The 21,201-nt window shown below is 69.1% G+C and carries 17 protein-coding genes and 2 pseudogenes; 8 read left to right on the plus strand and 11 right to left on the minus strand.

The window, feature by feature from the left end; translation table 11 throughout:
* Window positions 1-27 precede the first annotated feature (27 nt).
* From QF027_RS40045 to QF027_RS40085, 9 genes and pseudogenes are all read right to left on the minus strand, one after another.
* A complete protein-coding gene (locus tag QF027_RS40045) occupies window positions 28-780 on the minus strand; it encodes a restriction endonuclease (protein WP_307080276.1) in 753 nt (250 codons plus the stop codon).
* Window positions 781-816: 36 nt separating this feature from the next.
* On the minus strand, window positions 817-1,500 hold the full coding sequence (locus QF027_RS40050) for a restriction endonuclease (protein ID WP_307080278.1): 684 nt from the start codon (window positions 1,498-1,500) through the stop codon (window positions 817-819).
* Window positions 1,501-2,195: 695 nt separating this feature from the next.
* On the minus strand, window positions 2,196-2,714 hold the full coding sequence (locus QF027_RS40055) for a GFA family protein (RefSeq protein WP_307080280.1): 519 nt from the start codon (window positions 2,712-2,714) through the stop codon (window positions 2,196-2,198).
* Window positions 2,715-2,747: 33 nt separating this feature from the next.
* The gene (locus QF027_RS40060; RefSeq protein ID WP_307080283.1) at window positions 2,748-3,842 is read right to left on the minus strand and encodes an NUDIX domain-containing protein; all 1,095 of its coding nucleotides are present in this window, start codon (window positions 3,840-3,842) and stop codon (window positions 2,748-2,750) included.
* A gap of 58 nt (window positions 3,843-3,900) precedes the next feature.
* Window positions 3,901-4,710, minus strand: coding sequence for a PIG-L deacetylase family protein (locus tag QF027_RS40065; protein ID WP_307080285.1), 810 nt, complete (start codon window positions 4,708-4,710; stop codon window positions 3,901-3,903).
* The gene (fxlM, locus tag QF027_RS40070; RefSeq protein WP_307080287.1) at window positions 4,703-7,015 is read right to left on the minus strand and encodes a methyltransferase, FxLD system; all 2,313 of its coding nucleotides are present in this window, start codon (window positions 7,013-7,015) and stop codon (window positions 4,703-4,705) included. The genes QF027_RS40065 and fxlM overlap by 8 nt, the downstream gene beginning before the upstream one ends.
* A 35-nt stretch (window positions 7,016-7,050) precedes the next feature.
* Window positions 7,051-7,708, minus strand: a pseudogene (locus QF027_RS40075) (M15 family metallopeptidase).
* Window positions 7,705-8,745, minus strand: a complete 1,041-nt coding sequence (locus QF027_RS40080; protein WP_307080289.1) for a GNAT family N-acetyltransferase — start codon at window positions 8,743-8,745, stop codon at window positions 7,705-7,707. Before QF027_RS40080 ends, QF027_RS40075 begins: the two are co-directional and overlap by 4 nt.
* On the minus strand, window positions 8,742-10,097 hold the full coding sequence (locus QF027_RS40085) for a phosphotransferase (protein ID WP_307080291.1): 1,356 nt from the start codon (window positions 10,095-10,097) through the stop codon (window positions 8,742-8,744). Before QF027_RS40085 ends, QF027_RS40080 begins: the two co-directional genes overlap by 4 nt.
* Window positions 10,098-10,106: 9 nt before the next feature.
* Between QF027_RS40085 and QF027_RS40090 the strand changes: the two genes are divergently transcribed.
* The 5 genes and pseudogenes from QF027_RS40090 to QF027_RS40110 all read left to right on the plus strand — a co-directional run.
* The gene (locus QF027_RS40090) at window positions 10,107-11,720 is read left to right on the plus strand and encodes a site-specific integrase (RefSeq protein ID WP_307080293.1); all 1,614 of its coding nucleotides are present in this window, start codon (window positions 10,107-10,109) and stop codon (window positions 11,718-11,720) included.
* Window positions 11,721-11,782: 62 nt separating this feature from the next.
* Window positions 11,783-13,591, plus strand: a complete 1,809-nt coding sequence (locus QF027_RS40095) for a hypothetical protein (RefSeq protein WP_307080295.1) — start codon at window positions 11,783-11,785, stop codon at window positions 13,589-13,591.
* Entirely contained in the window at window positions 13,588-15,720 is a 2,133-nt protein-coding gene (locus tag QF027_RS40100) for an integrase (protein WP_307080296.1), read from the plus strand. Before QF027_RS40095 ends, QF027_RS40100 begins: the two co-directional genes overlap by 4 nt.
* Window positions 15,720-16,133 carry a hypothetical protein gene (locus QF027_RS40105; RefSeq protein ID WP_307080298.1) on the plus strand — a complete coding sequence of 138 codons (414 nt, stop codon included), beginning with the start codon at window positions 15,720-15,722 and terminating at the stop codon, window positions 16,131-16,133. Before QF027_RS40100 ends, QF027_RS40105 begins: the two co-directional genes overlap by 1 nt.
* A gap of 190 nt (window positions 16,134-16,323) precedes the next feature.
* Window positions 16,324-16,479: pseudogene (locus QF027_RS40110) on the plus strand (sensor histidine kinase); the annotation flags it as partial.
* A gap of 171 nt (window positions 16,480-16,650) precedes the next feature.
* On the opposite strand, the gene QF027_RS40115 reads toward QF027_RS40110, so the two are convergent.
* Window positions 16,651-17,109, minus strand: a complete 459-nt coding sequence (locus QF027_RS40115; protein ID WP_307080300.1) for a transposase — start codon at window positions 17,107-17,109, stop codon at window positions 16,651-16,653.
* A 129-nt stretch (window positions 17,110-17,238) separates the two neighbouring features.
* Window positions 17,239-17,643: a winged helix-turn-helix domain-containing protein gene (locus tag QF027_RS40120; RefSeq protein WP_307080302.1), complete on the minus strand. Its 405-nt coding sequence runs from the start codon at window positions 17,641-17,643 to the stop codon at window positions 17,239-17,241.
* A gap of 323 nt (window positions 17,644-17,966) precedes the next feature.
* Between QF027_RS40120 and QF027_RS40125 the strand changes: the two genes are divergently transcribed.
* The 3 genes from QF027_RS40125 (at window position 17,967) to QF027_RS40135 (ending at window position 21,191) form a co-directional block, all read left to right on the plus strand.
* Window positions 17,967-19,016 carry an ABC transporter ATP-binding protein gene (locus QF027_RS40125; RefSeq protein ID WP_307080304.1) on the plus strand — a complete coding sequence of 350 codons (1,050 nt, stop codon included), beginning with the start codon at window positions 17,967-17,969 and terminating at the stop codon, window positions 19,014-19,016.
* Between the two features lie 61 nt (window positions 19,017-19,077).
* Window positions 19,078-20,274, plus strand: a complete 1,197-nt coding sequence (locus tag QF027_RS40130; protein WP_307080306.1) for an ABC transporter substrate-binding protein — start codon at window positions 19,078-19,080, stop codon at window positions 20,272-20,274.
* A gap of 8 nt (window positions 20,275-20,282) precedes the next feature.
* Window positions 20,283-21,191 carry an ABC transporter permease gene (locus tag QF027_RS40135; RefSeq protein ID WP_307080308.1) on the plus strand — a complete coding sequence of 303 codons (909 nt, stop codon included), beginning with the start codon at window positions 20,283-20,285 and terminating at the stop codon, window positions 21,189-21,191.
* The last annotated feature ends 10 nt before the right edge of the window (window positions 21,192-21,201 follow it).

Here is a 21,201-nt window from a genome sequence, read left to right on the forward strand (position 1 = left end):
ACCAACCACCACACGGGCACGCGGTGCCTACGCGGGCGAGTGCTCCTCCTTGACCACGGCATACAGATGCTCGCCGTGCGCCCAGCGTTTGAGCTCCGGCCGGCCCACGAGGACGATTCCATGGCGCCGAGCGAAGTCCATCGCGGGCCGGGTGAACCCGTTCAGAGCGACGATGACAGCCACTCGCGCGCGATGCTCGGGCACCGCGGTGCCGTTGAACCTCTGCACGGCTTCGGACCCGACCGCGTAGCTGTACTGCTTACACTGCAAAACGATCTTGTCGCCGTCGTCGTCCCAGGCCACGACGTCCGCCCCCAGGTCTCCAGAGCTACCGACCCGGCGGGCCCGTACGAACCCGTCCCGCGCGAGCAAGTCGGCACACGCCTGCTCGAAGCCGGCCGCGCTCATTGCAGCGAGCTGCTTCATCCGGAAGGTCAGAACCTTGGGCACCGCGATGCCGGGCTCGCTGCCATTGCTCTCGCCCGGACTGTCATCACTGTCCTCGGACGCGTCGCCGTAGGCTACGTAGCCGCCCCGGTCGGAGAAGACCACGAAGCACAGCAGCACGAGCGTGCCCACGATGATCAGTGCGAACCACCAGGGATGCCCCATGAGCCATCCCCACACGTCCTCGCTGAACCAGCCCCCGACGTCGTCGCGTACCCAGGGCCATGCGTCCTGCGTCAGCCACCTCCAGGCGACCTTGGCGATGGCCACGCCGAGGATCAACCAGAGGATGACCTTCAGCACCGGGTCCAGTGACCCGTCCTCGTCGAACACCGTTCCCCCCTTTTCCTGCCCTCTCGGTGGCCCGCTCTACGCGGCTCGTCGAACTGCAGTCCTGCGTGCCCTGCGGGCGGGCAGTCGCAGCAGGGTGTGCAGCGGGACTCCCTCATCAGCCCACTGCCGCAGCCTTTGGCGATCGACCCAGTGGACCTGGTGCCGCTCGCCCCACGCCTTGGCATCCCGGGTGAAGCCGCCGTTGGTGACCACGACCGCGACATCGGCTTTGTGCACGGGCCCGGCGGTCCCCTTGACCTGGTACATCACCTTCGAGTCGACCTTCCCGCCCACGGTGGTGTGCTTGGCCTGCAGCACGATCCGCCCGCGCTGGGCATGCTGGCCGATAACGTCGGCCGCCTGATCGCCAGCCTGCCCGACCCGCTGCGCCGACCAGCCGTCCCGGATGAGGAGATCCCGCAGCGCTAACTCGAACGCCACATCACCGAGCGCGTCGATCCGGTCGAGCGGGAGCCGCAGGACCGCGACGAGCGCGGCCTGTGCCCGACGCAGCCGAACCCGCCGCACCTGCCACCAGGCGACAGCCAGCAGGACCGCCACCGCCACAGCGACCGCGAACGGCCACCCGCGCACGATCGCGCGCCACAGCGCCATGGCTGCCTGCACCAGCATGGTGACCACGGCCAGGGCAACGATGGCCGCCGCCATCCGTTCGCGGCGACCGCGAGGCGCGCGCAGCCGCATCCGGATGCCGCCCATCAGCGGCTCGGCGATGCGGACACCGACGGAGTGGAGGCCGGCTTGTTCGTCTCGGCCCCGCTGTCGCTGCTGCCGAACCCGATGACCTGTCCCCACAGCCAGACGAAGGCGACGATTCCCGCGATGGTCCATCCTCCCAGCTTCTTTCCACGTGGCCGAGGATTCCTGCGGATGTGGCGACGTACTTCGTGAAATCCCTCCGGCGGCATGCCCTTTCCCCCTCCTGCGACCTGGCAACTTGGTGATGCTGCCCCTGTGGATATGGGTGTATCAGCGGGCACTGACAAAAACTGATGGATCATCACGATGGTCAGCCAGCATCGATCAAAAACCAGCCAGGGCCCATCGAGCCGTCCTCGTCGACCGATGAGGTGAGCGAGCGCCTCTCCTTTGACCTGGCGGTCCTCTCCGTCGTACGGTCGGCGTCCGCTGACATGCCCCCCACCGCATCTCGCCGATCCGCCGCTGGTTGCCGACAGTTCACCTGCGTCGACGATGTGAAACGACCTTGCAATTCAGCGCGGAGTTGGCGCGAAAGCGGAGATATTGAAGAGCTCCAATGGCTATATTTGGCCACCGCTTTCAGCCCATGGGGGACGCTCTCGCGGCCGCCGGCGACGTACAGCGGCGCCGAAGGTGGCCAGTAGCGACAGCGGAGCCCGCGCAGCCAGCTCCTACCCCGGCGGCATAAGGCGTCACGGTGAGGCGGGCCGCGGAGCATGAGGATCGTCAGCGAGGGCGATGGTCATCCACGGAACAGCCTCCTGCCGATAGGAGTGGCCGACGGGGTGGATGCTGCTGAGGTCGTCGAGGCTGAAGCCGGTGACCATGATCATGTCTGAGCCGTCGGCGACAGAGACAACGTGTGTTCCGCAGCGCGGGCAGAAGCCGCGGTGAAGGGTGGGCCAGGTCGCGTACCACGTCGGCTCACCACCGGGACCGGTCCACGTCAGCCCGTCCTTGCCGAAGCCGACCCACAGGACCGCAGGGCCGCCGGAGATACGAGTCTCATGTGGGCACGAGCACAAATGGGGATCGTCCGGGCTCCCGGTGACCTCGTAGGCGATGTGGCCGCACTGGCAGTGCCCCGTGCGGCGCCCCGGTTCCAAGCGCGTGGCAGCAGTGCCCGGTGCGAGCGCGGATGGGCTGGGAGTAGCAACCGGGAGCGGAGCGGGAGCATCGGGCGTGGACGGTGTGCGGGGCAAGGGGGTCATGGGTTCCTCGGGACGGTGGTGGGGAGCGGGCAGCTACCAGGCAGTGGGGCCGGTGAGTTGGGTGACGGATTGGCGGGCGGCCCGGGGGAAGCCGAGGTGCCGGCGAGCCTGGTGGACGGCGGCGAGTTGGTCGACGGCAGCTGGGCCCCAGTCGAAGAGGTCCGTGGCCTGTTCGGGTGTGAGCAGGATGCGGGTGTAGGTGTGGCCGGTGGCTGGATCGGGCTGCGCGAGGCTGACGTTGGTGAGTGCTGCGGCATAGCGCAGGTATCCGCGCCGCACAGTGGGATCGGTGACGTGTCCCAGAAGCAGCGGGTCCCCGAAGCAGGCGGCTGCCTCTTCTTCGGCTTCGCGACACAATGTGGATACGGGATCGCCCTGGTCCTGTTCCTCGGGTGTGCCGCCGGGCAGGATGGCGACTCCGGTGTCGGGTTCGAGGAGGACGAGGACGCGCCCGTCTGGCGCGAACAGCCACGCCCATACCTGGGCGATGGTGAGGTCGTGCGGGGCCGGGCCGTGTTGCCACGGGTAGCGGTAGGTGGGGCGGGCGGTCTGCAGAACGCCGAGGCGGTCGAGGACAGTGGGGGCCAGCGGGAGGCCGTTTTCCAGGAGTACCGTGCCAGCCGCGTTGATCCGGCCTCGCAGCGCGGACAGGGCGCGGCGGGCATCGGGCGGGGAGAGCAGGTCGGGTAGCTGTGCGGGCTCGACGAATTCGATCGCGGTGATCTCTCTCGGCGGCAGACGGATTTCGCCGATCTGGTCTTCGTCCCAAGTTCCGCCGTCGAAAACGTGCAGAATCTCGCCGGGAAACCGCATGGCGGTGGGCGCGCTGATGCTGTCGGGGGAGACCCAGTCGACAGCCAGGCATCGGTCGACGGTGGTGGTGACCCCGAGTTCCTCCGCCAGTTCACGGGTTGCTGCTTGGGCGGGGGACTCGCTCTTGTCGACGGCGCCGCCCGGCAGGAGACATGTGTCGAGATAGTCGACGTGTTGGACCAGGACCTTCCCGAGCTGGTTGGTGATCAGCACGGACGTCCCGGCCCACAACGCGGCCGAGGCCCGCTGAGCGCCGTATGCCTCGTCGCTCATTCGGGTGCCGAGCGGCTCGCCGGGAACGGATGTGGTCGTCATGGCTCTCCGATCGAGAATGGGCCAGGCGGGCCCGGAAGTAGGGAGTTGTTGGCCGCTTTCAGGCGGAAAGCCGATGCGAGCCATCGGGGGCGGGCCCCGTCGTGAGCCGAGTGAAGTACTCGGTCGCGATGATGTTGCGCCGGGTCTCCTCAGGCAGGCGGGCGAGGATCCCGGGCAGTGGCCGTTCGCGGGCGACCTCCCCTCGGTGGGCGAGGATGGCGGCCCATTTCTGCTCCAGCCAGGGAGTGACGTCGACGGTGGTGGTGGCGTACGGGTCCGGGACCGCGAGCACGGTTTTGCCGACGGCCTCCAGGAGTGACCCGAGATCGCCGACACCGGACTCGGGGTGCGTGGCGCAGTACACGGCGCGCGGTTGCCAGGGCTCCCCCGCTTCGGGGTGAAGGTGCGCGAGCCCCGCGTCCTGAACGGCGAGGAGAGTGGCCTGGTGGGTGCGGCGGTGGTCCGGGTGACCGGTCAGCTGGCCAAGGGCGTCGTGCGTGACCATGATGTCGGGGCGGAACGAGCGGATCTGGTGGACCAGGGCGGCGATCACCTCGTCCAGCGGTGCGTCGACGAGCCGGGGACGACCGGGGGCCGCCTGCGGGTTGCGGGCATCGCCGTATCCGAGCATGCGCGGTGCGCCCGCGCCGAGCGCCCGCAAGGCGTCGGCGAGTTCGGGAGCCCGCAGGCTGTCGGGCGCCCACGTCATGGTGACGACAGCGGTTCGCTCGTGCGCAGCGGCGTGCTGGGCGAGTACACCGCCGGCGAGGAGGCTTTCATCGTCGGGGTGGGCGAACACGCCGAGCAGGGACGGCAAGGCGGAGGACGCCACCTGCTTCGCGGAGATCAGCTCGTGGGAGTCAGGCATGCTGTCCGCCTGCAGCCGAGAGGCTCAGTGCGCCGGCGGGAGTTCGGCCGGGCCACTGGAAGACAAGCCGTGCGCTGGGCTTGTCGAGCACATCGCCAGGCGGCAGCTGGTCGTCGGGCGTTGTAGCCGGGTGGACGGTCATCGGCGGATAGCCGCTCTCGCGCACCTCGCGCTCCCAGACGCGGACGCACCCGGCGAAGCGCTCCGCCACCTCTTCCGCAGCTGGGCCGTAGGCGTGGATGAAGAACTCCGTGATTCGGTCGGCCGGTTCCGGAGCATCCTGGACCTGCCGGTAGGTCAGGTAGGCGAGTGACCCGTTCGCCAGGATCGCGGCCGCGTCCTGCTGCGCCACGAGCGTGGACCCCTTCGGCGCAGTCAGGCGGCAAAACCCCGGCAGCGTGGTCGCGGCATAGACCTGCAACGTCTCGAAGTTGAACATTCCCCGCACGACCAGGCCCGTGGAGCGCTCCTGCCGGGGCCCGCGCAGCGCCTCGTCGAGACCGGCGGTGTCGCCGGGCGTCCCGTCCTCCCACCGCACCGTGACCTTGCCGTCCGCCAGAGGGACGGCGGGGGCGGTACGGGCGGCCGCGCCGCGGTCGCGTACGAACCCGCAGTACGTCCAGTGCTCGCAGTGCAGCACGTCGCCGAGCCGGACCAGGGTGAGGGAACGGGTGTAGCCGCCCATCTCCAGCGGCACGACCAGCCGGGCCCCCTTGGCGAGCTGCTCCCGCCATGCCGGTGCGACATCGGACGCGTTGTGCGTGATCACGATCCCGTCGAAACCGCCGGCCGGGACGTGGCCGGGCGCGCCAAGCCGGCCGTCGCCGAGGACGGCGGTGACCCGACCGCTGCCGGCCTCCGCGCACAGCCGCTGCGTCCGGTGCACCACGTACGGGTCGACGTCCACGGTCACCACCCGGCCGCGCTCTCCCAGGACGTGCGCCAGGAGCTCCGCGTTGTATCCGCCGGAGCCGACCTCCAGCACGGTCATCCCCGGCTCCAGCCGGAGTTGCTCGATCATGTCAGCCTGCAGCCAGGCCGCGGAGACGGAGCTGAGCGCCCTCTGGGGTGACTCCCGGACCGTCACCACGGCGAGGTCGTCGTGGTAGGCCGTCTCCAGGCGGGTCTCGGGGACGAACCGGTGCCGGGGCACCTCGCGCAACGCGGCCTGGACCCGCGGCGAGGGTGCCCAGCCCTTGCTGATCACAATGTCCGCCATCCGCTCGCGCAGCCGAACCGCCTCGGCCGGCTCTCCGGGCACCGGCAGGGCGGCGGGGGAGCGCGCGTAGGAGTGGACCGGCGGGAGCCCCGGCAGCAACCCGGGCCACACCGCGGTCAGGGCGGCGGCGCTGGGCGCGAAGATCTTCCCGAGGGTCGCCAAGGAGTTCAGGTCGTGGAACTCCCAGCGTACGAAGCGGTGTGGCTCAGGCAGAGCGAGTTCACCGTCCCAGCGGGAGATGCGGACCACGGCAGTGACGCGGCGCACGTCCAGGCGGTCGTCGTGCAGCACGGTAATGACATGAGCGTCCTCCGCGCGCGCCGTCAGCCCGGTCTCCTCGTTCAGCTCCCGCACAGCGGCAGTTGGTGCGGCCTCGTCCGTCTCGATGCGGCCGCCGGGTAGCTCCCACATGCCTCGGGTGGAGCGGCCCAGCAGGACCCGGCCGAACGTGTCGGTGACCACCACTGCGGCACCGAAGACGGCCTGCGGCTCGGGCCGCAGCTTCTCCTCCGCGCTGAATCCGGCCGGGCCGCGCAGGACCAGCACCGCCAGGCCCTCCGCGTCGAACTGCTCGACGTCCTCGAACCCGTCGGTGAGCGCGGCGATTTCGTTCTCGTCCAAGGCGATGTGGCGCCGCTCTTCCGGCGTGTTCTCCACGATCGGCGTGATGATGACCAGCACCCCACCCTCGCGCAGCCGGGCGGCCAGACGGCGAAGGACACGGGCGCGATCGCGGATGAACGCGATGCACAGCCGCAGGACGATCAGGTCGTAGCCGTCCTCGGCGAGAGCGGCCAGGTCGTCGCGCTCGACATCCAGGCTCAGCCAGCGCACCCCCTCCACCCCGGCGTGCTCCGCACGAGCCCGCTCGAGCGCGCCCTCGGCGAAGTCCGCGCCGTCGACGGTGTAGCCGAGCGAGGCGAGGTAGACGGACATCTCGCCGGTCCCACAGCCGATGTCGAGCGCGCGCCCCCCCTCGGGTGCCGGGGCGTGCTCGACCAGCAGGCTCTTCTCCTCGTCCCCGAGCCGCCGGAAACCTCGCCCGCCGTTGTAGTGCTCGGACCAGTCAGTCCGGGTGTATCCCACAGGTCGCTCCTCGTTCGTGAAGGGGTGGTGCGCTGTCAGGGCAGTTCGACGGGGCCGTAGAGGGCGACCGGCTGCTGGGTCTGCAGCGCCCAGTACCGGTCGCCGAACGACCAGTGCCACCACTCGGTCCCGTAGTTGATCAAGCCTGCGGTGGACAGCGCGCCGCCCAGGGTGGCCCGGTTCGTGCGGGCCCGGTCGCTCAGGTTGGGGGCGTCGGTGTAGCAGGCGCCGTCGGACTCTTCGGGGGAGGCGTTGACGCGCGTGCCCATGTCCAGCTCGCGGCCCTGGTGGTCGATCAGCGTCACGTCGACGGCCGCGCCGGCGGAGTGCGGAGCGATCTCCGGCGGTGACACGAAGCGGCTGGCGGCCTCCCGGAGCTCGGCGGCCTGCCAGTCAGGGTGGGCGCGGGCGAGCTCCTCGGAGTACTCCTCGAAGTACCGGCGCTGCAGGGACGGGGGCCGGTAGCCCTCGATGAACAGCAACTGCACGCCGACGGGGAGCAGCGCTTGCGCCTGCTGGAGCCGCGTGAGCACGCCCTGGCGGACGTGGGGCCCAGGCGCCCGCAGCGTCCTGTTTGCGGTCGTCGACCCTCAGGCCGTGCACGCGGGCGTCGAGGAGGACCTCGCCGCTCTCCTGGACAGGGATCGCGGCGACTCTCCGGTCGGACATCAAGACGATGCTGCTGGTGGTCATGCGTTCCCCCAGGTGTCGACGTATGCGGCCACGCCGGTGCGGCGGGCCTTCTCCACGGCGCGTAGCCGCGCGAAATCCCTGGCCGGCATCAAGGCCTCCCACTCGGCCAGGGGCAGGACGCGGGCCTCGTCGTGCTCGCGCGGGTTGAGGGTGAGGCCCCGGATCTGTGCATCAGTGAGGCGCCCGCCGTCGAAGATCAGCTGCAGCGTGCTGTACGGACGCTGCGCCCGGGGCTGCCCGTACACGGTGGCCAGCAGCCGGGGCGGACCCGCGGCAGTCAGGCCGGTCTCTTCCCGGCACTCGCGCATCACCGCGTCCCAGGGCCGCTCGCCCAGATCCATCGCGCCGCCGATCATGTGCCAGGGGTGGCCGGGGGAGTAGACGGAATGCAATTGCAGGGGCCGGTCGTCCTCGTCGGTGACGTAGAGGCACACGAACGCGGCCGCCCGGGGCAGTGCGTCGGCGTACTGCTGCGGCGGCACCCACGTCGGCACCGGCTGCTCACCGGGCGCTCCAACGGCGGGTGGGCGGTGGCGGGTCATCCGCATCAGTGCCGGGTTGCCGCTGAAGCCGAGCTCCCGGTACAGGGGCGCGGCCTCCGGGCTGGTGTGCAGCTCGAACAGGGTGACGTCCTCGACGTCGGCGAGGTGGTCCAGGAGTGTGGAAACGACGGCCCGGGCATAGCCGCGGCGCCGATGGTTCGGGTGCGTGGCGACCATCTGCACGCGGCCGGCCCGGCCTCGGGGGTAGGCCGGGGCCGGGAGCACGGGGTGGATCAGGCCGAGGGCGCAGGCGGCCATCGTGCCGTCCGGGGCGTCGAGGACGAAGGCCCGGGCGTCTCCCTCCGGCGTCAGCCGTGGCGCCAGCTCGTCCGTGCACTGCCGGACCCAGTCCTCGGTCAGCGGTGAGGACAGGACGTATTCGGAGCGCATCCGGGTGATGGCCTCGGCGTCAGCGGCTGTTGCCGCGCGGACCGGCGGCCGCCCGGCGGCGTCGCGCGGCTCGGCCGCGGTAGTGGGTGCTGTGTCGGCGTTCACGTCGCATCTCCTGTCGGTGAGAGGGCTGCACGGTGCTCGGCGCGCAGCCGGGCCAGCGTCCGCCGGCCGCGTTCAACCAGCTCGGGATCGCCGTGGGCGGCGCCGTACGCGATCCCGCTCACGGAATCGAGCGCTGCGTCGATGACGAGCCGGGACTCCTCGGCGGCGGTCAGGGACCTGCCGTACCCGGCCAGAAACGCCTCGAACAGGTCGGGGCGGCCGGCCCAGGCGTCGGACAGCCGGACCAGATCCCGTACGGCCGGCCCCGGCTCACTGCGCTCGAGGTCGATCACCGCCATGAAGACATCAAGGTCGTCCGTCTCGTCCGCGGCGTCGGGGGTGTAGAGGATGTTGCGGAGCTGGAAATCTCCGTGGGTCTCCACCCACTCCAGCGGTTGCAGGTCCTCGGCCTGGCGGACGAGCTCGCAGACGAACTCCTCATCACCAGGGAGCAGATGCGCCCGCGCCCCGGCCAGGTGCCGGTCGGCCTTGGCCACGGCGGGGCCGCTGCCGGCGGGAGCGGGCCGTGGGGGAGAGGACTGGTGGATGCGGCGGGCCAGCGCGCCGATCCGTCGGAAGACCGCCCTCTCCCGCCCCGGTGCCAAAACGGTGCCGTGCAGCGGGCGGCCCGGCACCGCGGTGAGGACCACCGCGCGCAGAGTCTCGTCGGCGGCGACAAGCCGGGGCGCGGCCGCCCCCAGCTCCGGCGCCCACGTCCGTAGCCCTCGCACCTCCCTGTGGTGGAACCGCTCGTTTTGGTGCACCTTCACGTACCAGGTGCCGCCATGGACGCCATGGACCCGCCACACGCGGCTCTCCTCGCGCGCCCATGACGTATCCGTCCACTGCGCGATCCGGCCGACCGCCCGCTCCGCGAACTCCACGACCCCAGCGTCGGGACGGGCGGTAGACGCCTGGCCGGTCACGTCCGGCACGAGGCGCAGCCGGTCGGCGCCGGGATCGAAGGCGATGCTGTCGCCGGGCAGTTGGAAGTGCACCGCAAGGCGCGCGCCGGCGCTGTAGGCGTCCAGACCTGCACGGCAGTACGCCACCATCTGGGCGGGCAGGGCGTGAAGGGGTGCCCAGTCCATCGCGTCGCAGACGTCCGGCTCGGCGATGCCGGGTTCGCCCTTCCACAGCCGGACCTCGAAGAAGTGCCCGGTACGGCTGGCGCCTCCGGGGCTGCGGTGGTGCACAGTCACGGCGGAACGCACGTCGGCCGGGTCGATGACGACACCGGTCTCCTCCCTCGCCTCGCGGATCAGGGCGGTGACCGCGTCCTCGTGCGGACCGTCCAGATGCCCCGACGTTCTCCAGGCACTCGCGTGTTGTAGAAATAACCTGCGCAGCATGGAGGAATTATGGGGGCGAACGATCGCTGGACCGTCGACTTCTACGACATGGTTGAAGCTGTTCCGTATGACCTGCTTGAGGAGTTCCTATGGTTCGGTGACCTGTACGAGCGGGCAGCTCGTAACGGGGCCCGCCACGGCACGCCGATTCTGAACTCCCCTACAGGTCATGCGGACCCGAGGATCAACCTCTTCTTCCGCACCGGCTCGATGGCGGGCGCGTCGGTGAAGACGATGCGGCGGTACGCCTACTCCCTCGCGGTGTGGCTGACCTTCCTTCACGTCTTCGGCCGCCGCTGGGACGAGGCGACGCCTGGTGACGTTGAGGCGTTCAAGGACTGGCGGATCACCGACGTCCGCAATGACGAGCGGGTCAAGGGCACGAGCTTCGACACCGACCGTGCGGCCCTCAACTGCTTCTACACCTGGGCGGGCCCCCGTTACCGGACGATCAACCCGGTGTCCTCCGTGCCCCGCCAAGCGCATGCGTCCACGAAGCCATCCGCCCTGGTTGACCAGGGCGGAAAGCCGCTGGCCAGAAACGGGCGTGACCCCTTGAGGCCGGCGGGCAGCCGCAGGCGCCAGGTGAAGTGGCTGCTGCTCAGCGGCTACGAGCAGTGGCGCAACATCGGGCTGCGCGGCTACGGGTTCGACGGCCTGCGACGCCCGGGATGGCGCGGGTACAACGAGGACCGGGATGTCGCGTTCGTCGATGGCCTGTATGGCACCGGGCTGCGGCTCCAGGAGTGGGCCAGCATTCTCGACATCGAGCTGCCGTTCGGCGCGAAGGGGCGGTATCTGCGGGCCTGGCTGGCCGCCGCGTGCATCAAGGGCGCGCCGGACGAGGGCCGTTACTACCGGATTCCGCGCCGCGTGTTGATGGACTCGATGGCCTCGTACATGGACGAGGTGGAGGGATCGCGAACCGAGGTGATCCGCCGGGCCCAGCGGGCCGGGCGCTACGACCGCTTGCCCGGGGTGCGGATCGTGACAGGCTACAGTGCGCGTACGCGGGAGCTGCACATCGAGTCGGCATCCGGAGGCTCGGTGCCGCAGTCCCTGGACGTGCTTGGTCCCGACGAGCGCTTACGGCTGTTCCGCAGGACGCCCAATGGTCTGGAGCCGCTCGCGGTGTGGCTCTCGCACGACGGATTGCCGAAGAAGGTCGGAGGCTGGGAGGACACCTTCCGGGACGCCAACGAGCGCATCGCCGATCTGTGGGCCGACCTTTCGGCAGAAGAGCTGACGCCCGAGCAGCGCGAGCGCCGCCGGTCACAGTGCCCTGTGTGGGCCCGCGCCCATATGCTCCGCCACTCGTTCGCCCTGCGCTGGTACCTGGTGCTGTCCATGGTGTGGCAGCCGCATCTGGACGGATACACCGACGAGCAGCTCAAGGACCTTCGCGACCAGTTCGGTGACGTCTGGTACGCCCTGTCGATTTTGATGGGCCACAGTCACCCGGACACGACGCGCGATCACTATCTGGCGCCGTTCACCGGGCTCCACGTCGACTACCTGATGGCGCTGCTGGACGAGGACGAGCAGACGGCACTGGAGGCTCTCGTCCGGACCGCCGTCGCCGCCACCGGGGTGGTCCGGACAGCAGTGGAGGTTACCCGATGAGCCGGGGTGGACGGCGAGCGAGTCTGCCGTCGGCCTCGTGGCAGCCGCCGCAGCGAGGCATTGTGGCGGAGGCATCCGGCACGCTGGTGCGGTTCTTGGAGGAGTCGGGAGCCCGGTTCAAGACCTACGACTTCTCCACCTGCGAGGTGGCGCCCGAGCTGCAGAAGTGGCTGGCCAGGTGTTTCAGCCGCCGCGTCGGCACGGCTCGTACCTCGGTCAAGCGGCTCAGTGCTGCAGGCCAGCACTTCGACGCTCTGCAGGGATTTGCGCGAGCTCTCAACCGGTACCAGCCCCAGCCGGCTTGTCCGCAGGAGCTGGCCGGTGCGCACATCCGCGCGTTCGTGGAGTACTACGACGGCCGTCCCAAGCGCCAGCATTCCGCCCTCAAGAGTCTGCGGGCCGCGCTGCGGGACGATCCGGAACTCCCTGAGGAGGCCCGCCATGCCCTCTTCGACGTTCGTGTGAAGAAGCCCGAGGAGGTGAGCCCCGGCGCCTATGAGGACGAGGACTGGCAGGCGATCATGACGGCGGCGCGTCGGGACGTCCGCCTGGCCCGGGAGCGGATCGAGGCCGGACGCCGCCTTCTGGCGCGGTGGCGCGATGGCGATCCGGACCTTAGCCGACACGAGGCGGAGGAGGGCGCGCTCCTGGACCTGTTCGACCGGACCGCCGATCTGCCACGTATGCCACGCTCGGGCGACTACACGAAAGCGGTGCTGCGGGTAGGCGGTTTTCGCCGCCTGGCCGCGAGGCTGTGTCTGACCAGGTCGGACGCGACTGCGTTCTGTCTCTTGCTGACCGCTTTGACCCAGGAGAACTTCGGCACCGTCGCCACTTGGCCCGCCGCTCATTTTCACCCAGAGGGCGCCCGGGACGACGAGCGCGTCATCTTGGTCGAGGAGTCCAAGCCCCGGCGCGGCCCCGAACGGGAACACATGGTCGCCGCGCTGGAGCATCTGCCCGACGACGTCGCTGATCTCCTCGGCGTGGGCGCCGACGAGCCCCGCCTCATGCGATCGCCGCTGCGCCTGTACTTGCTCCTGCTGTCGCTCGCGGAGCTGCCGCGCCGTCACAGCGGGGCATCCGCGGCCTTCGTCTCGCTCTATCTCAGCGGAAGCCAGAAGGGCCAACAGGCGGACCGCTGGGGCGTGGGAGTCGGGGCCCACGATGTCCTCAGATGGGCCCGGGCACACGGTTTCCCCGCGGCCCGGCACGCCACCCCCGGTCGGCCGGGGGTGGACGTGGTCAGGATCCGGCAGACGTCCCTGGAACGCCGTCAGCATCCCGTGGCGCACTCGCGCCGCACCCTCAACGACGTCTATCTCAAGGGCAGCAGCACGGTGCGGGTCGACAGCCGGCGGGTCGTCGGTGCGGCCCTGCGCCAGGAAGTCGCCAAGGCCCGTGTGATCCAGTCCGTTCCGGTCTTCACCGCCGAGTTCGTCGCTTGGGCCCGCGAGAACCTGGGCGAGGCCGCCGCCCAGGCGGGCCTGGAATCCCGGACACTGAAGGACCTTCTCGACGCCCAGCGGGATACCGCCGCTGTCGCCTGTGTGGATCACCTCGCCAGTCCTGTCGCAGAGCCCGGCCAACCGTGCCCGGCCTCGTTCTTGCAGTGCCTCAGCTGCGAGAACGCCCGGGCGCTGCCGCATCACCTTCCCGTTCAACTGGCCGTCCGTGACGGCATCCGCCAGCGCCGCCCTCACCTCGATCCACCTGTGTGGCAGGCCCGTTTCCGTGCTCCGCTTCAGCAGTTGGAGGAGATCATCAAGCACTTCACCGACGCCGAACACGAGCAGGCCCGAGCCGACCTCGGAGTAGACCAGCAGCGGCTCGTGGATGATCTTCTTGACGGCCGCTGGGACCTGCGATGACCACCGCCGCCGCCTTTCGCGCGGCACCGGACGGCATATGGCCGGCCGCCGACACCGTGATCCTCCGCAACCGGTCCCTGCGCGCCGGAACTGACCTGAAGACCTTGTCCCGCTTCGGCGACCCCGTCTGGCACGTCAAGCCGGCGCACCCCGATGCGCACCTGAACGTCTCGCCCCTGACCTGGGAGCACTACCCGTCCGACTTCCAACTTCCCTTCAAGACGTTCTTCCTCGCAGCGCTCGACCACCCCTACCCGAGCAATCCGATCATCGTGCAGCGCGGCAACGAGCGCCCGAGCGTCTCGACGTTCGACTACTGGTTCATGGACCTGCAGGTCTTCGCGGAGTGGCTCGTCGGGACGGGCATCTCGCGCTTGTGTGACGTCACCGAGCACCACCTTGACGCCTACCGCGCCTACGTCCTTGCCCTGGCGCGCAAGCCAGGGCGGAAGGTGGACATTCTGGCCGCGGTGCGCACCCTGTGGCTGTACGGCACGCACCTGCCGTCCGAGGGACGGCTGGCCACCGGTTATCCCTGGCCCCGCGCATCCGACGATCTCAAGGTCCCTTCCGGAGGCCGGGCCAACAAGACGCCGCGGATCGCACCGGCGACCATGACCGCGCTCCTCGCCTGGGCGCTGCACGTCATCGAGGTGGTCGGCCCGGACGTCCGCGACGCCTGGGTCGCACACCACCAGATGCTCGCCGGGACGCACGCCTCGCAGGCCGAATTCCACGGTCTGTCGAAGAGTGAACGCATCGCGCGGTACATCACGCGCTGCCGACGAGAGGGAACCCCGCTGCCGGGGCACCGTACGGAGAACGAGCAGCGGGACATCAACTTCTCGGCCATCCAGCGAATGCTTCATGTCCTGACGATCACCGCCAGACAGAAGCGCACCCTGCGGGAGTCGGGCCTGCCCATAGCCGAGGACACCTACGTCGAGCAGATCACGGGCATCCTTGACGGTCGACCATGGCAGGACTCGCCCATCGCCGTTTCCGAGCTGCGCAATCTCATCCGCATGGTGGCTGCCGCCTGCTTCGTGACGATCTGTTACCTCAGCGGGGCGCGGCCCGGGGAGGTGCTCAACCTGCGGCCCGGCTGCCGGGACACCGACGAGGAGACCGGAGAACTGCTGATCGTCGGCCGCCGAGGCAAAGGCTACGACCGCGCCTCCCTCCCGGAGCTCCCGGATACCGCGGAAGAAGACGATCAGCGGCTATGGGTCGTCGTCGCCCCGGTGCACGAGGCCATCGCCTTACTGGAGAGCCTCGGCGACTACCCCTTCTTGTTCCCCGCCAGCTTCACCAACCCCCACACCACGAGGCCCAACGACTTCAACGCCCGGCAGAGCGAGATGATCAACAGGGATCTGGAGGACTTCGTGGAGTGGATCAACGACACCTTCAGCAGTCCCGATGCCGAGGTGCCGATCCCTCCGGACCCGACGAAGCACCTGCACGCCTCACGTTTCCGAAGGACATTGGCGTACTTCATCGTCCGCCGCCCTCGCGGACTGGTGGCCGCCGCACTGCAGTACGCCCATGTCCACACCAAGGTAACCCTGAGCTACGCAGGCCGGGATGATTCGTCCTGGATGGACGACATCCAGCTGGAGACCCTGGAGATGGTGCTGGAACAGAATGACGAGGACGCGCGCCTGCTGGACACCGGCGAACACGTCTCGGGCCCCGCTGCCGACGAGTACCGCCACCGCGTACGCAGACGCGCCCGGTTCGCCGGACGAGTCGTCACCGCTGGCAGGAGTGTCGAGCGGCTGCTCGACCAGGCCAATCCGAACATCCACCACGGCGAGGCCATGACCTGCGTGTGGCGGCTCGAGACCGCCGCCTGCCGCAAGGCGCGGCTGGAAGCTGGCCTGCCGGCCGAAGACGGTCCCAACGAGGCGGAATGCCGGTCGAGCTGCACCAACCTCGCCTACACGGACAGGAACATCATTGAGCAGCGGCTCCTCCACAAGCGGTGGGAGGCTGCGGCAGCCGACCGGCTGAGCCCGCGTCCCCTGCGGGACCGGGCTGCCGCGCTGGCGGAGAGCAGCCGGACCGTCATCGAGGCCCACCACGCGAGCCCGCCCGATCCCAACCCCGTGACGAAGGAGCCGTGATGGGACGCCGACCGCGTGATGAGGAAGCCGACCGGGCCGCGATCAGGGCCGCGGCCGACCGACTTCTGGCCGGCACGCCTCTGCACTCGCAGTCCGGAAAGCTGACCGCATCGGAGCTGATCGCCGAGAGCGATCTGCGACGGGATGTCGTGTACCGGCACAGCGACCTCATCCAGGACTTCCAAGCCCGCGTGAAGGCCCAGGACTCCACGCCGATCGCGATGCAGGAACTCGCTGAGGAAAACCGGAAGCTCAAGACCGAGATCGACGACTTGAGGGGCGAACTCCGCCAGGAACAGGAGAGGGGCAAGGCAATGCGGATGATCATCGCGGAGCTCTCCCTCGAATTGGAGCAAGCTAAGGCCGAACTCGAGGGCGTCTCTGGCGTCACCCGGCTGCCGGGCCCACGCTGATCCGAGATCACTCTCGGCCGAGCCTCTGGACAACGAATCCGCCCCGCCGGTCGCGCTGCTGCCGGGCCTATCGCCTGCGCCCGAAGAGCCCGGCGGCACCCAAGGCACCAGGGAACGTCTCGTCCTGCCGGATCGACGCGACCCGGCGAAGGCAATCAACCGGGCCCGGCCGAGCGGAGGCATCGTCGCGGTGTCCCTGTTCTGGCGGATCTTCGCTACCAACGCCGTGGTGCTGGGGACCGCCACTGCGCTGCTGCTGTGGGCGGCTCCGGTGACCGCCTCCGTACCGGTCCTGCTGACCGAGGCGATCATCCTCGTGTCCGGTCTGGTGGTCATGCTGATCGCAACGCGGCCCTGCTGCGGCCGCAGCCAGTGCTCACTGTGGGTCTGGACGGCTCCCCCGAGAGCCTGGCCGCTGCCCGCTGGGGCGCGGCGGCAGCCGACCGGCAATGCCCTCGCCGGGGCCGATCCGGCGACGGCGGGTGCCGTGTGGAAGCTCACCGAGTCCGGCCGCCAGCTACTGATCTTTTCGTAAGTTCGGTGGGTGTGGTGGGCGGATGGTCAGGCCGGTATGGGCGAGGAATGACCATGGCAGTCGGGGGTTGGCGTTGATGCGGTGGATGCCTTGCTCGGTGGCGTCGGCGACATCGGCGAGGTGGTCGCCGGCGAGGTTGGCGAGTTCACGCTTCTTGAGCGAGGACCACAGCAGTTCCACCGGGTTCAGCTCGGGAGCGTAGGCGGGTAATCGTTCCAGGGTGAGCCAGTCCTGTTCGGCGACCCAGGCCCGCATCGCCCGGCTCCAGTGGGCGGACAGGCCGTCCCAGACCAGGACCACTCGCTCGCCGCGGTAGAACACCTTCACCTGCTCCAGGACCTCGATGAGCCCGGCGGTGTCGTAGCTGCCGGGCTTGAGGTGGAAGCACAGGCGGGCCCCGCGATCGGGGTCGGTGGAGTGGTAGCCCAAGGCTCCGGCCATCGACGCGCGCTTCCAGTTCAGGCGGTGCCGCAGGAGCGGAGTCCGCCCCTCGGGGCGAGTAGGTGCGGCGGATCTGAGGGAGCAGGGAGACGCCTGATTCGTCGAGGAAGACGATCCAGGCACGTGTGTTCACGGCCCCTTTTTGATGCGCGGCCACTCGTGCGCGATCCAGCGGGCGATCTCCGACTCGTCCCGCTCGACCGCCCGCCGCTCGGGCCGTTGCAGGCTCCATCCGAGCCAGCCGGTCAGCAGCCGCCACACCGACGCCCTCGACAACACCACCCCCGTTGCCCGGGTGACGACCGCGCGGACTCGTTCCAGGGTCCACAGGTCGGCCTCGAAACCATGAGCCTGGGCACCTTGCTCCAACGCGGCCCGGACCATCTCGACCTGGGTGTCGTCCAGCTTGGGTGGGCGTCCGGTGGCTGCCCGTCTCCGCAGGCCCGAAGCACCGTCTTGCTCCCACACCCGCCGCCAACGCCGCACGCTCTCGGCACACACCCCCACCGCCCTCGCGATCTCCGCATTCGACACGCCGCCCTCGAACAACTCGACTGCCCGAACACGACGCGCCTCCGCCAACTGAGGCCGCGACAAAGGAGGAAGGGAGGAGCCGGCAACCGAAGGGGAAGGTTGATACGCCACCCCGACAGCCTCCCACCCACACGGCCACCACACCCACCGAACTTACGAAAAGATCAGTAAGTCCACCCACACCGCCACCGCTCGTCATGGTGATCTTCAGGGTTCCCGTATTTGGTTAAGCCTTTACCCTGGCCAGGCCTTGACCGTTGAAATATAAGTTCATATGTTTCTGAGACATGCCCAGCGCTCGTAAGACCAGAAAGGTTCCGCCCATGCCCGAGGAAGGAACAGCCATCCGGCTCCAGAGCTTGCGCAAGTCCTTCGGCCAGGTGGAAGCGGTCTCCGGGGTGGACCTGGAGATCCGCGACGGAGAGTTCTTCTCCATGCTGGGCCCCTCGGGCTCCGGCAAGACCACTGTCCTGCGAATGATCGCCGGATTCGAGCCCGCCACCAGCGGAACCGTCGAACTGGAGGGCAAGGACGTCACCCGCCTCGCGCCCTTCGAGCGGGACGTCAACACCGTCTTCCAGGACTACGCCCTCTTCCCGCACATGACGCTTGAACAGAACGTTGCGTACGGACTCAAAATCCGCAAGGTACCCAAGGCGCAACGCCTGGAACGTGCCCGTGAGGCACTGGCGAACGTACGCCTCGAAGGCTTCGGCAAGCGCCGCCCGTCCCAGCTGTCCGGCGGCCAGCGGCAGCGCGTCGCGCTCGCCCGCGCCCTGGTCAACCGCCCCAAGGTGCTGCTGCTCGACGAGCCGCTGGGCGCCCTGGACCTCAAACTCCGCGAGGAGATGCAAGTCGAGCTCAAGGCGTTGCAGCGCGAGGTCGGCATCACCTTCGTCTTCGTCACCCACGACCAGGACGAGGCGCTGACCATGAGCGACCGGATCGCGGTGTTCAACCAGGGCCGGATCGAGCAGGTAGGCACCCCGGCCGAGGTGTACGAACGCCCCGCCACCGCCTTCGTCGCGGGCTTTGTCGGCACGTCGAACCTGCTGACAGGCGAGGCGGCGCAGAAGGTGGTCGGCGCGGCCGGCACCTACAGCGTCCGCCCCGAGAAGATCCACCTCCTGGACAGCCCGGACGCCCTGGGCAAGGCCGGGGACGGGCACACCAGCGCCATCGGCACCGTCGCCGAAGTTGTCTATCTCGGCGACGCGACCCGCTTCATCGTCGACCTCGACGCCGGCGGCCGGCTCACCGCCCTGCAGCAGAACAAGGAGACCTCGTCCGACGAGGTCGCCGCCTACCGAGGCACCCGGGTCCGCCTGCAGTGGCACGAGCGTCACAACTTCCGCGTCGCGGACCCGCAGTGAACTCCCAGTCCCCGCACTCCTGTACACCTTCCCTCGTTCCCGCGCCCACCACGGAGACATCGTGCGACTGATACGCACCCTCGGCTGTACCGCCGCCCTCGGCGCCCTCACCCTGGCCACTGCCTGCGGCGGCTCCTCGACGTCCACCAACAGCGACGGCACTTTTGCGCCGCCCAAGCTGACGGCACAGAAGACCCTCGGCAAGGGCGAGGGCGAGGTCAACCTGATCGCCTGGGCCGGTTACGCCGAGGACGGATCCAACGACAAGTCCGTCGACTGGGTCCACCCGTTCGAGGAGCAGACCGGCTGCAAGGTCAACACCAAGACCGCCGGAACCTCCGACGAGATGGTCAGCCTGATGAAGACCGGCCAGTACGACGCCGTCTCCGCCTCCGGCGACGCCTCGCTGCGCCTGATCGCCTCCGGTGACGCCGCTCCGGTCAACACCGACCTCGTTCCCAACTACAAGAACCTCTTCTCCGGCCTGAAGACGCAGAAGTGGAACTCCGTGGGCGGAGTCGCCTACGGCATCCCCCACGGCCGCGGCGCCAACCTGCTGATGTACCGCACCGACAAGGTGTCCCCGGCCCCCACCTCCTGGTCCGCCGTGTTCGACAAGTCCTCCGCGTACAAGGGCCACGTCACCGCATACGACTCGGCGATCTACATCGCCGATGCCGCCCTGTACCTGAGCAAGACCAAGCCCTCGCTGGGGATCAAGAACCCGTACGCGCTCGACCAGAAGCAGTTCGACGCGGCCGTCGCCCTGCTGAAGACGCAGAACGCCAACATCGGCGAGTACTGGAGCGACTACCTCAAGGAAATCTCCGCCTTCAAGAGCGGCGACTCGGTGGTCGGCACCAGCTGGCAGGTCATCGCCAACCTGGCCCAGGCCGAGAAGGCCAAGGTCAAGGCCATCCTGCCGAGCGAGGGCGCAACCGGCTGGTCCGACACCTGGATGATCTCCGCCAAGGCCAAGCACCCCAACTGCGCCTACCAGTGGATGAACTGGATCGTCTCCCCGAAGGTCAACGCCCAGGTCGCCGAGTGGTTCGGCGAGGCTCCCGCCAACTCCAAGTCCTGCGCCCTGACTTCTGACCAAAGCTTCTGCACCACCTACCACGCCGCCGACGAGACGTACTGGAAGCAGGTCCACTTCTGGACCACCCCGATCCAGCAGTGCCTCGACGGCCGCACAGACGTGAAGTGCGTCCCCTACGCCAAGTGGGTCCAGGCCTGGACCGAGATCAAGGGCTGAAAAATCCCATGACCGACACCGTGCCTGCCGCCGCTCCGGACCACGGCATCAAACCGGGTCCGGGCCGACGGCTCGCCGGGACCCTGCACCGCCACCCCCGGCTGCGGCTGTCCCTGCTGCTGACCGCCCCGATGACCTGGCTCGTCGTCGCCTACCTGGGCTCACTGGCAGCCCTGTTCATGTCCGCCTTCTGGACCACCGATCCGTTCACCTCGGATGTGGTCAAGACCTGGACGCCGGACAACTTCAAGGCGCTCTTCACCACCGACGTCTACCGCAACGTTGCGCTGCGCAGCATCGGCGTCGCCCTCGCGGTCACCGTCATCGACGTCCTGATCGCCTTCCCCGTCGCCTTCTACACCGCCCGGGTCGCCAAGCCCAAGTACCGCCCCCTGCTGGTGGTCGCGGTGCTCACCCCACTGTGGGCGAGCTACCTGGTCAAGGCGTACGCCTGGCGGATCATCCTGTCCGAGGGCGGGCCGCTGGACTGGGCGCTGAGGCCCTTTGGCGCCGACGGGCCGGGATACGGGCTGCCCGCGGTCATCATGGTGCTGTCCTACCTCTGGCTGCCCTACATGATCCTGCCCATCCATGCGGGGCTGGAGCAGCTTCCCGCCAACCTCCTGGACGCCTCCGCGGACCTGGGTGCCCGCACCTGGCGGACGTTCCGGTCGGTAGTGGTACCGATGGTGTTCCCGTCGATCGCCGCAGGGTCCGTTTTCACCTTCTCACTCAGCCTCGGCGACTACATCGCCGTACAGATCGTCGGCGGCAAGACCCAGCTCATCGGCAACCTGGTCTACTCCAACATCACCCTCGACCTGCCGCTGGCCGCCGCGCTCGGCACCGTACCCGTGGTCGTCATCGTGCTCTACCTGCTCGCAGTGCGCCGCAGCGGCGCACTGGCCGCGCTGTGAGGACCCTGAG

This window comes from Streptomyces canus (genome assembly GCF_030816965.1).
GTDB classification, from domain to species: domain Bacteria; phylum Actinomycetota; class Actinomycetes; order Streptomycetales; family Streptomycetaceae; genus Streptomyces; species Streptomyces canus_E.